Source organism: Arthrobacter sp. UYEF21 (assembly GCF_040546085.1).
Taxonomy (GTDB): domain Bacteria; phylum Actinomycetota; class Actinomycetes; order Actinomycetales; family Micrococcaceae; genus Arthrobacter.
Map to the genome: position 1 here is coordinate 244,986 of NZ_JBEPNF010000001.1, position 13,731 is coordinate 258,716.

Annotated in this window: 11 protein-coding genes and 1 tRNA gene; 8 read left to right on the forward strand and 4 right to left on the reverse strand. The window is 65.0% G+C overall.

The features are described 5' to 3' along the window. Positions 1–192 precede the first annotated feature (192 nt). From ABIB27_RS01120 to ABIB27_RS01130, 3 genes are all read left to right on the forward strand, one after another. The gene (locus tag ABIB27_RS01120; RefSeq protein WP_354253385.1) at positions 193–1,812 is read left to right on the forward strand and encodes an HNH endonuclease signature motif containing protein; all 1,620 of its coding nucleotides are present in this window, start codon (positions 193–195) and stop codon (positions 1,810–1,812) included. A gap of 368 nt (positions 1,813–2,180) precedes the next feature. Next, on the forward strand, positions 2,181–2,810 hold the full coding sequence (locus ABIB27_RS01125; RefSeq protein WP_354214407.1) for a DUF6318 family protein: 630 nt from the start codon (positions 2,181–2,183) through the stop codon (positions 2,808–2,810). A 338-nt stretch (positions 2,811–3,148) separates the two neighbouring features. Next, positions 3,149–3,745, forward strand: a complete 597-nt coding sequence (locus ABIB27_RS01130; RefSeq protein ID WP_354214011.1) for a PKD domain-containing protein — start codon at positions 3,149–3,151, stop codon at positions 3,743–3,745. A gap of 72 nt (positions 3,746–3,817) precedes the next feature. On the opposite strand, the gene ABIB27_RS01135 is transcribed toward ABIB27_RS01130, so the two are convergent. The 4 genes from ABIB27_RS01135 to ABIB27_RS01150 form a co-directional block, all read right to left on the reverse strand. After that, a tRNA-Arg gene (locus ABIB27_RS01135) sits at positions 3,818–3,890 on the reverse strand. A gap of 121 nt (positions 3,891–4,011) precedes the next feature. Then, positions 4,012–5,589 carry an FAD-dependent oxidoreductase gene (locus tag ABIB27_RS01140; RefSeq protein WP_354214012.1) on the reverse strand — a complete coding sequence of 526 codons (1,578 nt, stop codon included), beginning with the start codon at positions 5,587–5,589 and terminating at the stop codon, positions 4,012–4,014. After that, positions 5,586–6,458, reverse strand: a complete 873-nt coding sequence (locus ABIB27_RS01145; protein ID WP_354214013.1) for an FAD:protein FMN transferase — start codon at positions 6,456–6,458, stop codon at positions 5,586–5,588. The genes ABIB27_RS01140 and ABIB27_RS01145 overlap by 4 nt, the downstream gene beginning before the upstream one ends. A gap of 3 nt (positions 6,459–6,461) precedes the next feature. Further along, positions 6,462–6,935, reverse strand: a complete 474-nt coding sequence (locus ABIB27_RS01150) for an FMN-binding protein (RefSeq protein WP_354214015.1) — start codon at positions 6,933–6,935, stop codon at positions 6,462–6,464. A gap of 216 nt (positions 6,936–7,151) precedes the next feature. Between ABIB27_RS01150 and argS the strand changes: the two genes are divergently transcribed. The 5 genes from argS to thrB are packed head-to-tail and all read left to right on the forward strand — an operon-like array spanning position 7,152 to position 13,701. Continuing rightward, positions 7,152–8,801: an arginine--tRNA ligase gene (argS, locus tag ABIB27_RS01155; RefSeq protein WP_354214016.1), complete on the forward strand. Its 1,650-nt coding sequence runs from the start codon at positions 7,152–7,154 to the stop codon at positions 8,799–8,801. 5 nt (positions 8,802–8,806) lie between these two features. Next, positions 8,807–10,300, forward strand: a complete 1,494-nt coding sequence (lysA, locus tag ABIB27_RS01160) for a diaminopimelate decarboxylase (RefSeq protein ID WP_354253492.1) — start codon at positions 8,807–8,809, stop codon at positions 10,298–10,300. After that, a complete protein-coding gene (locus ABIB27_RS01165; RefSeq protein ID WP_354214017.1) occupies positions 10,301–11,617 on the forward strand; it encodes a homoserine dehydrogenase in 1,317 nt (438 codons plus the stop codon). It begins immediately after the preceding gene. After that, complete coding sequence (gene thrC, locus ABIB27_RS01170) at positions 11,618–12,724, forward strand: threonine synthase (RefSeq protein WP_354214018.1); 1,107 nt, start codon at positions 11,618–11,620, stop codon at positions 12,722–12,724. It abuts the gene before it with no gap. Between the two features lie 2 nt (positions 12,725–12,726). Beyond that, positions 12,727–13,701 carry a homoserine kinase gene (gene thrB / locus ABIB27_RS01175; RefSeq protein ID WP_354214019.1) on the forward strand — a complete coding sequence of 325 codons (975 nt, stop codon included), beginning with the start codon at positions 12,727–12,729 and terminating at the stop codon, positions 13,699–13,701. Positions 13,702–13,731 lie beyond the last annotated feature (30 nt).

Genomic DNA, 13,731 nt, shown 5'->3' on the forward strand with positions numbered 1-13,731 from the left:
ACCGACAATCCGACGAAGGCGCACTCGATCAAGAATAAACGGACGCTTCCGTGCTTGGGGCACGACTCCGAGCGTAGGGCGGTCGGGGCTCGAACAAGGGTAGTTCGGCGTATTAGTCCCGCGGGCGGCCATTTATGCACATAGACGATTTTGTTGGCCCACAATGTCGGCCCCTGCTGGGATGCTTTGGGTATGGAAGGCATCCCCGTTTTGGCCGGCAATAGCTCGAAAGCCGATGCCGCCTGTGATGCTCGAATCCAGGACAGCAGCGCGGCCGAGGAGACGGTGGAAGCTTATGATGCTTCCCGTGCCGGGTTGGCTGGCGTGGCGCGCAACGGTTCGGAAGACACCGGATCTTTGAGTGCCCCGTTGGGCGGTGACGCGGATCTGTTGCGCGGGGATTACGACGAGTCCCTGGACGCGCTGGCCGGGATCGTGCGTGAGGAAGCGAAGTTAGCTGCCCGGAAAGTCCGGACGGTTGCCCGGTGCGCCCGCGCTGCCCGGGCCATGGCGCCTCCTGGGTTGTCGCTGCCGGAGGAGACCGCCCAGGAGATGGCTGTGGTGGCTGAGGTGGCGTGTGTGCTGGCGATCCGTGAGGCGGCCGCGGCCGATCTGCTGGCCGAAGCCTACGAACTGACCACCACCTTGCCGTTGACGATGTCCGCGCTGGAGGCGGGGTCGATTTCATGGGCGCATGCCCGGATTATGGTCGATGAGGCCGGCAGCCTGGGCCCGGGCGGGGCGCAGGCGTTGGAGGCCCATTTCCTGGACCCTGATGATCCGAACCCGGCCCGCGGCTGCCCGGCCGGTGAGATGGCCGCTGGACTGTTCCGGCAAAAAGTGCGGATCTGGCGGGAGCGGCACCATCCGGTGAGCATCGAAAAACGCCACACCAAGTGCGCCGCCGATCGGCGGGTGATGTATGCCCCGGACCGGGACGGGATGGCCTGGCTCTCGGCGTACCTGCCGGCCGGTACCGCGTCGGGGATCTGGGACCGCCTGACCAGAGCAGCCCGGGCCATGCAGGGCCCCGAGGAGGCCCGGACCCTCACCCAACTCCGGGCCGACACAGCCGCCAGTTGGCTCCTCCGCACCTCCGGCGGCAGTAACGCCGGCGGCAGTGCTGGCGACAGCATCGTCGGGGCCAGCCGTGACCCTCGTGCAACTGGGCGTGCCAACGGTGCCAGCGGTGCGTTGCCGGTTGCCGACTCCTCCTGCGCCTCCACGGGTGATACTGCGGATGTCCTGTCGCCGAGGGCGCAGGTTTTGGTCACCGTCCCGGTCTTGGCGCTCCTGGGCGTAACGGAGGAACCGGCCATGCTCGACGGGTACGGGCCGATCCCGCCGTCGATGGCCCGGCAACTGATCGCTAACGGCGCCGAGTCTTTCCACCGCGTCCTGATAGACCCGCGCGACGGGGCGCCGCTGGAGATTGGGCGGACCAGCTACCGGGTCACCACAGCCCAACGCCAGTGGCTGCGCCTGCGGGACGGAAAGTGCCCGTTCCCCGGCTGCAGCAACCATTCCCTGGACAACGAAGCGGACCACGTCCTGGCCTGGGCTCTCGGCGGGACCACCGGGATCGCTAACCTCGGACAGCCGTGCCCCCGCCACCACCGGCTCAGACACACCACCGCCTGGAAACCCACCGAACCCACCAAAAACGAACCACCTGGCTGGATCTCACCCGCCGGGCGGCACTACCAAAGCGAACAACCCGACTGGGAACCACCCACCTGGCCGCCGCAATGGCCAGGCTTGCCAACCCTGCTGGGGCAAACACGCCAAAGCACGCCGGTGCCCTTGGAATGATAGCGCGCAGAAAGCGACCTTCCGACACGATGTCAACTGGGAATCCCGCAGCAGCCGTGGCCATGCATTGAGCGTGCCCGAGCGCGTGTAGCCGTGACGGCGCGTCTGGGGTTGAAACGGTTGGGTTGTCGCTACTCGGTATTTCGCCATTGGGCGTGAACGTTCGGGAACGGACCCCATTTGTATTGTTCTTGGCTGCTGTCGCCAGGCACTCGTTATGCAACTGAATCGGCCAATGGTAGTACCGATATCTGTGGATAACTTTGATCGTAGAAATGTGATCTGGTCTACCCTTAAGGCATTGCCCGGAGCTTGCCGTCTTGAAACTATTGGGAGAATAGCGGCCCATGACCTCGCAGAACTTCTATATGTCCCAACGTTGGCGGGCGCTCGCGCTCACTTTCGCAGTGGTAGGAGCACTGGCGTTATCTGGATGTAACGCCGGTGGGGAGCCGAACCAAACTGCCTCGCCATCCCCGGCGGCTACCGAGTCGGTCGTCCCCAGCCCTACGCCGGCGCCCACTGCAACTGCGGCCTACAAACCAGCGTCAGCGAGTGGACCCGCTGAGAACGTCCCGGTGCCGATGCTGCCTGAGGTGGCGAAGACGGAGACGAAGGAAGGCCTGGAGGCATTCACTGCCTACTGGTACTCAACACTTAGCTATGCATACGAGACTGGGGACACCAGGAATCTTGCGACCATCAGCGGGCCAAACTGCGTTTTCTGTTCCGGGCTGAGGGAGGGCATCACGACCGCGTGGAGGGACGGCCGCTGGGTGAACGGAGGAAAGATCGAGACACCCGCTATCACCGCCGAAGTCAATCCTGGATTGTCCGCGTCGGCAGTGGTTCAGGTCCTTCAGCAGGCGATGGAGATAAGGAAGCCCGACGGAAGTCTTTATCAAGACCCGGCTGCGGCAACCAACGTCGGAAGTCGTGCAGGAGCCACCTTCGGGGAAACTGGCTGGCTTATTGCTGACCTCGGACTTATCAGGTAGCAATGGGCAAAGCACTTGGGGGTCTTAATGGTTTTTGCTTAACTTTGCTTTTCATTTCCGTCGGCTCTTCAATTGCGAGGGCCGATGACCCGCCCATCGTGTTTGGGTACGAAGAAAAGGGCTTGACCGTGGCGACGGACGCCTGGACCGTTGATAGAGAGTCGGGCGAGCTTGTACCTATCCCACTGGGCCAAAACTTTACAGACCCAAATATCTACAAGTACGAACTACAGTGCCACCTGGGCGGCGGTGACTTCGATACGCCTTGCCTTGGCAGGCAGTTGGATTGCCGAAATCGGCCGGATGGGAATGACGGCATTCCTGTCATGTGGTACTCAATGCCCCGCGGAGTCCCGGGTGCCGTCTGGGCAATCCACTCCGGCCCAACGTGCCTCTACGACGCTCAGCCCGAGGATCTGCTGCCGAGAATCGCAGCAGACATTCAGCGGGAGTTCGAAAATCTCCCCATCAATGCCGGGACAGTCGTAGCCCAGCCCAGCCCGCACACTCTTCGCGGTGCGGAAACGAACTTCTTCGCGGACTCAGCCGAGCAGCAGTTCGATATCACGATGTTCGGCCAGCAGGTCCATGTAGTCGCCACGCCGGTCCAGTACACGTGGAATTATGGCGACGGGACCATCCTGGGACCTCAACAGTCCAGGGGCGGTCCCCTCCCGCAGGAGCGCTGGGGCGCAAAGACGCGCACGAGCCACGCCTTCCCCGAAACCGGCGATTTCCAAGTGGTGCTCACTGCGTCCTTCCAGGGGACCTACTCAGTCAACACCGGGCCGCCACTACCCATCCCCGGCCAGGGGCAGTTCACCGCACCGCCCCAAACCATCAGCGTCTGGCGGTCCATCACCCGCAACTACGCTGATGACTGCAACCAAAACCCTAGGGGCCAAGGTTGCCCCGGAGCGGCATCCGTCCCGTAGGTCCCGCAGTAGGCCGGACCCAAGACGCAAGAAACCCCCGCTGCTTTCCCGAGCAGCGGGGGTTTCCTTCTGTGCCCTCGATTGGAATCGAACCAACGACCTTCTGCTCCGGAGGCAGACGCTCTATCCCCTGAGCTACGAGGGCAATTCAGGGATCCTGCCGTTGCTGGCGGGACGTCCTAGAGCTTAGCAGGAAGGTGGCCTGCAACGAAAAACGTGGCTCCGCGAGCCGCTCCGGTATGCAGATCCATCAGTGCGCAGAAACCTCAGTAGCCGGAAAATGAGTCCATATGAACGCTGCGTGCGCCCGCGTTCATCGCCGCCTGCCGCAGCGAAGCGACGCTGGCAGGAGACCCGGAGATGTAGACGGTGCGGCCGCCAATGTCCGGAACTATAGCTTTCAGGGTCGCCCCGTCCAGCCGGGCGCACGCGGCAGTCCCACCCGAAAATGCGTTGCCGTCACCCGCAACCGTGGGCCCGGCGTCAGTCATGAACGACGGCGGGGCGGAACCGTCGGCGACGCGGGCAAGGATCCGTGCCCCGGACGCCTCCAGCTCGCTCGCGTAGGCAATTTCTTCCGCGTTCCGCGCCAGCAGCAGAAGAACGGTGTCCCGGTCCCGGCCCGCGCCGGCGGCCAAATGCGCAAGGTACGGGGTGATTCCGATGCCGGCGGCGATGAGCAGTACCGGGGTCCGGGGATCGCGGGGGAGCACAAAGTCACCGCCCACGGACGTCCCTGTCACGCGGTCACCCGGTTGCAGGGCAAGGAGTGCTTTCTTTGCGGCGGACAGGGGTTCGGACATCCGGACGCCGAACTTCACCGTCCCAGAACCCGGAGCGCTGGTCAGGCTGAACACCCGTCGTCGGCCGTTTCCGTCCGAATTGGCGTGCGGCAGGTCCAGCTCCATGTATTGTCCGGGCACAAACCGGACTGGGCGGGACGGTTCGAAGGCGAACTCAGTCGTGCTGGGCGTCAAAGCCCGGGAGCCCGCGAACGTCAGATTTACCCCACCCCGCTGGCCCACTAAGAAGGCCAGCAGGTTCCCCACGAGCAAGGCCAGTTCGGGGGAGTTCGCGATGAAGCCAAAGTTGTACGGCACGGCAAACACCACCCCAACAACCGCAGCAAGCGCGAGCTGCTGCCAGCGGCGCGGCGGCAGGGTCAGCGGCTCGGCCAGCATAAAGCCGACGAAAAAGAGCAGCGGCCGCTGCGCCAGGGCCTGCCACAGCGAGCCGCCGAGGGGCGTCCCCGCCTGCAGGAGTTCCGAAGTCACGATTGACGTGGACACCACCAGGAAGACGGCCGCCATCAGGAATTTCCGCGTGCGGTACAGCACCAGCAGGATGCCGGGTACGAGCAACCACAACATCGCAGGGGTGGCCGCCCACCACGTGGCGACATTCAGCCCGGTCAGCCCGGTCACAAATGCGCCGGCCGCGGCAGGGTTGAAGAGGTGCCGGCCCCGCCAAGCGAGCGCATATTTGGAGGCAGAAGCCAGTACGCAGGCGAGCGCAACGCCAGCCACGTCCATGGGCATGAATGACGGCCAAAACAGGAAATACAGCAGCAGGCCAGTGATCAGCGACGATTCGGAATGCGGCCGCACATGGAACAGCGCAGCCAGCGCGCGGTTGGAGGCATACGTCAGGCCAAGGCAGAGGGCCAGGTGCGTCAGCATCTGCGGGATGCCAAACGTCAGCCAGCCGAGCGCGTTCAGGAGGAGGCTGAACGCGGCCAGGGCGGCCAGGATCAGCAGGATCAGCCGGTACATAGTGTACTTTCCCAGCAGGGTGTCCAGCAGTCCTGCCGGTACAGCAGCCTTCGGAGTTTCAACGGGGCTCATGTGAACAGTGTCCCTTCAAACCCGGCCGAATACGCGGCACTACCGTCTGAAAACATGGTCAGCCAGGAAAAATCGAATGTCTGCTCCAGCTTTGCGCCGGGGACGAAGAACAGGGCCGTTGCCAGTGCGTCGGCCAGCATGGTGCTCGCCGCCATGGTCCAGGTTGCCACGGCCGTGGTGACCGGACGCCCGGTGGTGCCGTCCAGGACGTGATGCAGGCCGTCGCCCCACACACGTCGGTTGGAGGCGCTGGCGCACAAGGCGCCGTCGGAGACTGATACCGTGCCGATTGCTTTCGTGGGGTCGTACGGGTGCTCCAGGGCCACAGTGACGGGGGCCCCCCCGCAGTGGAAGAGGTCCCCGCTGGCATCAATAAGGAAGCTGTCTGCGCCGCCGGACCGCAATTCGGCCGCAAGGAGATCCACCAGTTGGCCCTTCCCAGCGGCTCCGGTGTCGAGGACAAACGGCACAGAAGTGGTCACTACGGCGCCGTCCCAGTCCAGGGCATCTTCCCAACGGGGTGGAGCCACCGGCGACCCTGAAGGCTGCAGCGAGTAGGCAGCGTCGTACCCAAGCCGGTCGAGGCTGCCGCCGATCAGGGGAGTCATGGCACCCGCCGTAATGTCGTACAACGAGCGGTACAGCCGGCCAAGTGCCGCAGCTTCCGCAGGAAGTTCATACCGCCCCGGCTTACGGCCCAGGGCACTGACAGTGGAATCCGGCCGGAAACGGGACCACACGCCGTCGTACTGTTCAACTACCTCAAGCAGCCGGGCGCGGAGGCTGGCCGCGAGCGGTCTGGGTGTGGAAATTTCCCAACGGGTACCGATCCCGTCGAAGCGGAAGGCCTCCCGGTCAGCCTGCGGCACGGCCTACTGGGCCTCCGACTTGATCTTTTCTACCGCCTGGTTGAAGCCGCCGCTGGTGAGGGAGGAGCCCGCAACCTTGGACACTGTGAGCTCGTCGATGCTCTTGCCCACCACTTGCGCCGCGATCCCGCCGGCAAATTCGCCCTGGAACTTGCGGGTGTTCGGATTGGAGGGGTGCTGTGTGATGTTGACGGCAGTGACTGTTCCCGAGGCGAGCGTCAGTTCCACGCCTACGGTTTCGGTGCCGTTCGGCGAGACATACGTGCCATCGGCGCTGTACGTTCCGTCCTGATATAGGGAACCGCTGCCGGCCAGCGAGGATGAGCTGCCCGACGGTGTGGTGGGCCCGGTGGAGCTGGTGTCGGCGGCTGGGGCCGGGGCGCCCTGCGAGGCAGACGGCGCGCAGCCAGCCACCGTCCCAACGAGGGACAGGCCCGCGATTCCGGCGAAAACACTCGTGCGGACTGACGGTCTCATAGCGGGGCTCGTTTCGTGGGCTGGTGCTTACGGTTTACTCAACGTCGGATTCAGCGTAATGGTTCACCCTGTGCAACAGCCGTACGTCCGCTGTACGCGATCACCGCTGTACGCGATCACCGCTGTGCGCGTTCACGCCTGTACGCCATCAGGACCCGGCCGGTCACGCGGGGAGCTCAAATTCGTCCACGTGGCGGCCGCCGGTAGGCTAGAGGGGTGACTCCCGAAGAACTCTCCCTCGCCATATCCGCCTGCCTGAAAGCCGCCGTCGCTGCCGGCGAAATCGGGCTGTCCGCGTCAGCTGTTCCTGAAGACGTCCGCGTGGAGCGACCGAAGAACCGGGATCACGGCGACTGGGCCACCAACATCGCCCTTCAGCTGGCCAAGCAGGCCGGCACCAACCCGCGTGAATTCGCCACGATCCTTAGCGCCCGGCTGAAGACCATCGACGGCGTCTCGGCCGTGGACATCGCCGGCCCCGGCTTCCTGAACATCACCGTGGATGCCGCCGCTGCAGGTGCCCTGGCCAGGGCCATCGTGGAGTCTGGCGTGGAATACGGCACCAACACCGCGCTCGCAGGCCACGTGGTCAACATGGAATTCGTTTCGGCGAACCCCACCGGCCCGCTGCACATCGGCCACACGCGGTGGGCCGCCCTGGGCGACGCCATAGCCCGCGTGCTCCGTGCCTCCGGTGCAGAGGTCACCGCCGAGTACTACATCAACGACGCCGGCTCGCAGATGAACGTCTTCGCGAACTCCGTCTACTCCCGGCTCCACGGCCGCCCCGTGCCCGACGGCGGCTACCCGGGCCAGTACATCGCGGACCTCGGCCATGACGTCCTCACCGAACATCCGGACATCCGCGAACTCACCGAAATCGCCGCGCTTCCGGTCATCCGCTCGGCCGCCTACAAGGCCCAGATGAAGGACATCCAGGACACGCTTGCTGACTTCGGCGTGGCGTTTGACGTCTACTTCTCGGAGCAGGAACTGCACGACGCCGGTGCGATCGAAAGTGCCGTTGCCCGCCTTCGGGAGCAGGGCCACGTGTTCGACGACGGCGGTGCGGTCTGGCTGCGCACCACCGACTTTGGCGATGACAAGGACCGCGTCATGATCCGGGCCAACGGCGAGCCCACCTACTTCGCCGCTGATGCTGCCTACTACCTGTCCAAGAAGGACCGCGGCTTCACCGAAAAGATCTACCTCCTGGGCGCGGACCACCACGGCTACATCAACCGGCTCAAGGCCATCGCTGCGTGCGCGGGCGATGATCCCGAGGTTAACATCGAGGTGCTGATCGGCCAGCTGGTCTCCGTCAACGGTGCCAAGCTGTCCAAACGTGCGGGCAACATCATTGAGCTCAAGGACCTCATCTCCTGGCTCGGCAAGGACGCTGTGCGCTACTCCCTGGCCCGGTTCCCGGCGGATTCCCCGCTCACACTTGACCCTGACCTGCTCAAGAAGCACAGCAACGAGAACCCGGTGTTCTACGTCCAGTACGCCCACGCACGCTCCCGCGGCACCGCCCGCAATGCTGTGGCCGCAGGGGTCGACCGGAGCGCGTTTGACGCTTCGCTGCTGGACCACGCCACGGAAAACGAGCTGCTCTCCTACCTCGGCAGCTACCCCTCGATTGTGGCCAAAGCCGCCGAGCTCCGCGAGCCGCACCGCGTGGCCCGCCACCTCGAGGTCATTGCCGGCGCCTACCACCGCTGGTACGACGCCTGCCGCGTTGCCCCGCAGGGCGAGGAAGCTGTCACCGACGTCAACCGGACCCGCTTGTGGCTCAACGATGCCACCAGCCAGGTGCTGGCCAACGGGCTGGGCCTCCTTGGCGTTTCCGCGCCGGAGCGGATGTGAGCGCACTGACTGTGCAGGCCGGAAACAGCGGGTCCCCCCTGGCACCAGAGTGGCTGGCGGTGCCCGCCGACCTCAACGCCCTCCACGAACCTATGTGGGCAGGAAGCGTCCAGCGTAACGATGGCGGCGAGCTCGCCGTCGGGGGCATCCCCGTCAGCGACCTCAAGGCAAAGTTCGGCACACCGCTGTTCGTCATGGATGAGGCTGATTTCCGGGCCCGGGCCCGGGCGTTCAAGGACTCTTTCGACGCTGCTTTCCAGGACATCTGCGGGGGAGTGGACGTCTACTATGCCGGCAAGTCCTTCTTGTGCACGGCGGTGGTGAAGTGGGTGGAGGAAGAAGGCCTGCGCTTGGACACCGCATCCGGTGGTGAACTGGCGGTGGCAGCACGCGCGGGCATCGAGGGCGCGCGCGTGGCGCTGCACGGCAACAACAAATCGGACGCCGAGATCAACCGGGCCCTGGACATGGGACTTGGCCGGATAGTGGTGGACAGCCTGGACGAGCTGGAGCGAGTGGCCAAAATTGCCGCCAGCCGCGGCGAGCTGGCCAAGGTCATGCTGCGGCTGACCCCAGGGGTGCACGCCCACACCCACGAGTTCATCGCCACCGCCCACGAGGACCAGAAGTTCGGGCTGTCCATGGCGGAGGACACCACCGAACAGGCCGGCCTCTCAGCAGCGGAAGAGGCCGTGGCGGCGGCCACGGGTCACGCGAGCATCGACCTGCTCGGACTGCACTGCCATATTGGTTCCCAGATTTTCGAACCGGACGGTTTCGCGCTGGCTGCCGAGAAGCTCCTGCGCTTCCTTGCTGCCATGCAGGAAAAGTACTCCATCGTGATGACGGAACTGGATTTGGGTGGCGGCTACGGCATCGCCTACACCTCGGTGGACACCCCGCGCCCAGCAGCGGAGATCGCACAGGCTATGGCCGCCGTCGTGCGTTCCACCTGCGCGGACCTGGGCATCAAGTCCCCCCGGATCTCCATCGAACCGGGGCGTGCCATCGTCGGCAGCACCACCTTCACGCTGTATGAGGTGGGAACGCTGAAGACCGTGCGCGTCGACGCACCCTCAGCCGGGGCAGCCGGAACCGGCGAAACCAGCGAAAATGCGGACGAAAACGTTACGCACCCCCGGCGCTATGTGTCAGTTGACGGCGGGATGAGCGACAACGCCCGTCCGGTGCTCTACGACGCGGATTATTCGGCGATTCTGGCCTCGCGCGCCTCCAACGCTGCCCCTCGGCTGTCCCGAGTGGTGGGCAAACATTGCGAGAGCGGCGACATAGTTGTTAGAGATGTATATCTGCCCGAGGACGTGGCAGCCGGTGATCTGCTTGCTGTACCGGGGACCGGCGCCTACTGCTGGGCCCTGTCAAGCAACTACAATTATCTGGCCCGGCCGGGCGTTGTCGCGGTGCGCGACGGATCTGCCCGGCTGATTGTCCGCGGGGAAACCGAAGAAGATCTGCTCAACCGCGACATGGGAGTCTGAATGACCGAATTGCGAACCCTGAAAGTAGCCCTCCTGGGCTGTGGCAACGTTGGGGCCCAGGTTGCGCGGATTCTCATTGAGGACGCCGACGCCCTGGCCGCCCGCACCGGTGCACGCCTGCAGCTCAGCGGCATCGCCGTGCGCAACGTGAACTCCAAACGGGACGTGGAGCTTCCGCAGGAACTCTTCACCACCGACGCCGAGACCCTCGTCAAGGATGCAGACCTGGTCATCGAGCTGATGGGCGGCATTGAGCCGGCCCGCACGCTGATCCTGTCAGCGCTGAGCAACGGCGCCTGCGTGGTCACCGGCAACAAGGCGCTGCTCGCCCAGGACGGGCCCACCCTCTACGAAGAGGCTGACAAAGCCGGCGTGCAGCTGTCCTACGAAGCAGCCGTAGCCGGCGCCATCCCCATCCTGCGCCCCATCCGCGACAGCCTCTCCGGCGACCACATCACCCGGGTGCTGGGCATTGTCAACGGCACCACCAATTTCATCCTGGACCAGATGGATTCCACCGGCGCCCAGTTCGCCGACGCCCTCGCCGAAGCCCAGCGCCTCGGCTACGCGGAAGCTGACCCCACCGCCGACGTTGAAGGCCACGACGCTGCCGCCAAGGCCGCCATCCTGGCCACGCTGTCCTTCCACACCCGGTTCGCCCTCGAAAACGTGCACTGCGAGGGCATCACCTCTGTCACCGCGGCGGACATTGCGGCGGCCAAGGACGCGGGCTTCGTCATCAAACTCCTCGCCATCGCCGAAAAGCTCACCGATTCCGACGGCGTCGAAGGCGTTTCGGTGCGCGTACACCCCACGCTGTTGCCCCGTGAGCACCCGCTTGCTGCCGTCCGCGGCGCGTTCAACGCCGTGTTCATCGAGGCGGAAAACGCCGGCGAACTGATGTTCTACGGCCAGGGAGCCGGCGGCACCCCGACGGCGTCTGCCGTCCTGGGTGACCTCGTCTCCGCGGCCCGCCGGCTGGTGCTGGGTGGACCCCAGCGGACCGAAACCACCACCGGTCACGTGCCCGCACTTCCCATCGACGCGGCAACCACGAGCTACTACATCGGACTGGATGTCGCGGACCAGCCCGGTGTCCTGGCACGCATCGCCCAGCTCTTCGCTGAGCACGGCGTGTCCATCGAAACCATGCGGCAGACCATCCACCGGGACGCCGACTCCAAGGGGGAGTCAGCAGAACTGCGGATCGTCACGCACCGTGCATCCGAGGCTGCCCTTGCAGCCACCGTCGAGGCCGTGAAGGGCCTGGACGTCATCAATTCAGTTACATCCGTTCTGCGGGTAGAAGGAGTCTAAGTGGCTCACCAATGGCGCGGCGTTATCCGCGAATACGCTGACCGTCTGCCCGTGACGGAATCCACCAGGGTGATCACCCTGGGCGAGGGCGGCACCCCGCTGGTCCACGCCCAGAAGCTCTCTGAACTGACGGGTTCCACCGTGTACCTGAAGGTCGAGGGGATGAACCCCACCGGCTCGTTCAAGGACCGCGGCATGACCATGGCCATGACGGCGGCCGTGGCGTCCGGGGCGAAGGCCGTTGTCTGCGCCTCCACCGGCAATACGTCCGCCTCCGCTGCCGCCTACGCTACTGCCGCCGGTTTGAAGTGCGCCGTGCTGGTTCCTGAAGGCAAGATCTCCATGGGCAAGCTGAGCCAGGCCATCGCGCACGGCGCCACGCTGCTGCAGGTGGACGGCAACTTCGACAACTGCCTGGACATCGCCCGGAAGTTGGGGGAGTCCTACCCGGTGTTCCTGGTCAACTCCGTCAACCCCGCCCGTATCCAGGGCCAGAAGACCGGCGCATTTGAGATTGTGGACGCGCTGGGCGATGCCCCGGACATCCATGTCCTGCCCGTCGGGAACGCGGGCAACATCACGGCGTACTGGAAGGGCTACAAGGAGTATTCGGCACCGTTCGAGTCCGCAACGGCCGGCACCCTTCCCGCCGTCTCCACCAAGACCCCGCAGATGTGGGGCTTCCAGGCCGCCGGTGCTGCCCCGTTCGTGGCGGGCCACCCCATCACCGAACCTGACACGATCGCCACGGCCATCCGGATCGGGAACCCGGCTTCCTGGGACGGTGCCATCGCTGCCCGTGATGAGTCCGGCGGGTTTATCGATGCCGTGACTGACGAGCAGATCCTTGAGGCCCACCGCTGGCTGTCCGCCCGCGAAGGCGTTTTCGTCGAGCCAGGCTCCGCCGCGGGTGTGGCCGGACTGCTCAAGAAGCACGCCGCCGGGGAAGTTCCGGCAGGTAAAACCATCGTTATCACCGTCACGGGCCACGGCCTCAAGGACCCCCAGTGGGCCCTGCGTACCGAGGACGGCAGTGAAGTGCAGCCCGTCAAGGTCTCCAACGACGTCGTCACCGTTGCAGCTGAACTGGGACTGGAAGAAAAGTAGCCTTGGAAACCACCACGCCCACCGCCGTTCTCCTTCCCCTCATCGAGGCAGGACAGCGCGTCACCATCAGGGTCCCGGCCACCAGCGCCAACCTTGGTCCGGGATATGACAGCCTCGGCCTTGCCCTGGCACTGCACGACACTTTGACGGTGGAAAGCCTCGAAACCGATGAGCTGCTGTTCGAGCTCAGCGGCGAGGGGGCGGACAGTCTTCCGCGCGACCCCAGCCACCTGGTGGTCAGGGCCATGGAAGCTGCCTTTTCCCGGCTTGGCTTCCGGCATGGCGGGCTCAGGATTACGGCCACAAATGTGAATCCCCATGGCCGCGGCCTGGGGTCGTCGGCATCGGCCGTGGTGGCGGCAGTGTCCGCCGCCAACGCCATGGTGCCCGCCGCGGGACAACGAGGGCGCGACTGGATCCTGCAACTGACCAGCGAGATGGAAGGCCATCCGGACAACGTGGCACCCGCGATTTTTGGCGGATTGGCGCTGTCATGGCAGGACAGTGACCAGTACAGGAGCACGTGCGCCACAGTGGTTGGTTCCGTGATCCCCATTGTGGCAGTTCCTGACTTTGAATTGTCCACCGAGGCCGCGCGGGCACTGCTGCCCGCGTCGGTTGGCCACCACGCCGCTGCGATGAACTCCGGCCGGGCAGCGCTGCTCATCCATGCGCTTACCCGGAAGCCGGAATTCCTGCTCGCCGGAACGGAGGACTACCTCCACCAGAGCTACCGGGCCGAAGCTATGCGACCCAGCGCTTTGCTCATCACGGCGCTGCGCATTGCAGGTCACGCAGCCGTCGTTTCCGGTGCCGGACCCACCGTGCTGGTCCTCGCCAACGGCGAAGCCGAAGCCACTGAAGTGCTTGCGCTGATTGAGTCGTTTACGGCGGCCAACACGCCGGGTATCGGCTGGCGCGTGCTGAAGCTGGCAGTGGACGTCGAAGGTGCTAAGGTGGACATGCACCGGCGTTAATTCCGCCTATCTGATCTGCGGCTCATTCAG

Coding starts and splice junctions, on each gene's coding strand:
- ABIB27_RS01130 (WP_354214011.1), top strand. CDS start 3,149: ATGCCCCGCGGAGTCCCGGGTGCCGTCTGGGCAATCCACTCCGGCCCA.
- ABIB27_RS01125 (WP_354214407.1), top strand. CDS start 2,181: ATGTCCCAACGTTGGCGGGCGCTCGCGCTCACTTTCGCAGTGGTAGGA.
- ABIB27_RS01165 (WP_354214017.1), top strand. CDS start 10,301: ATGACCGAATTGCGAACCCTGAAAGTAGCCCTCCTGGGCTGTGGCAAC.
- ABIB27_RS01140 (WP_354214012.1), bottom strand. CDS start 5,589: ATGAGCCCCGTTGAAACTCCGAAGGCTGCTGTACCGGCAGGACTGCTG.
- ABIB27_RS01150 (WP_354214015.1), bottom strand. CDS start 6,935: ATGAGACCGTCAGTCCGCACGAGTGTTTTCGCCGGAATCGCGGGCCTG.
- ABIB27_RS01120 (WP_354253385.1), top strand. CDS start 193: ATGGAAGGCATCCCCGTTTTGGCCGGCAATAGCTCGAAAGCCGATGCC.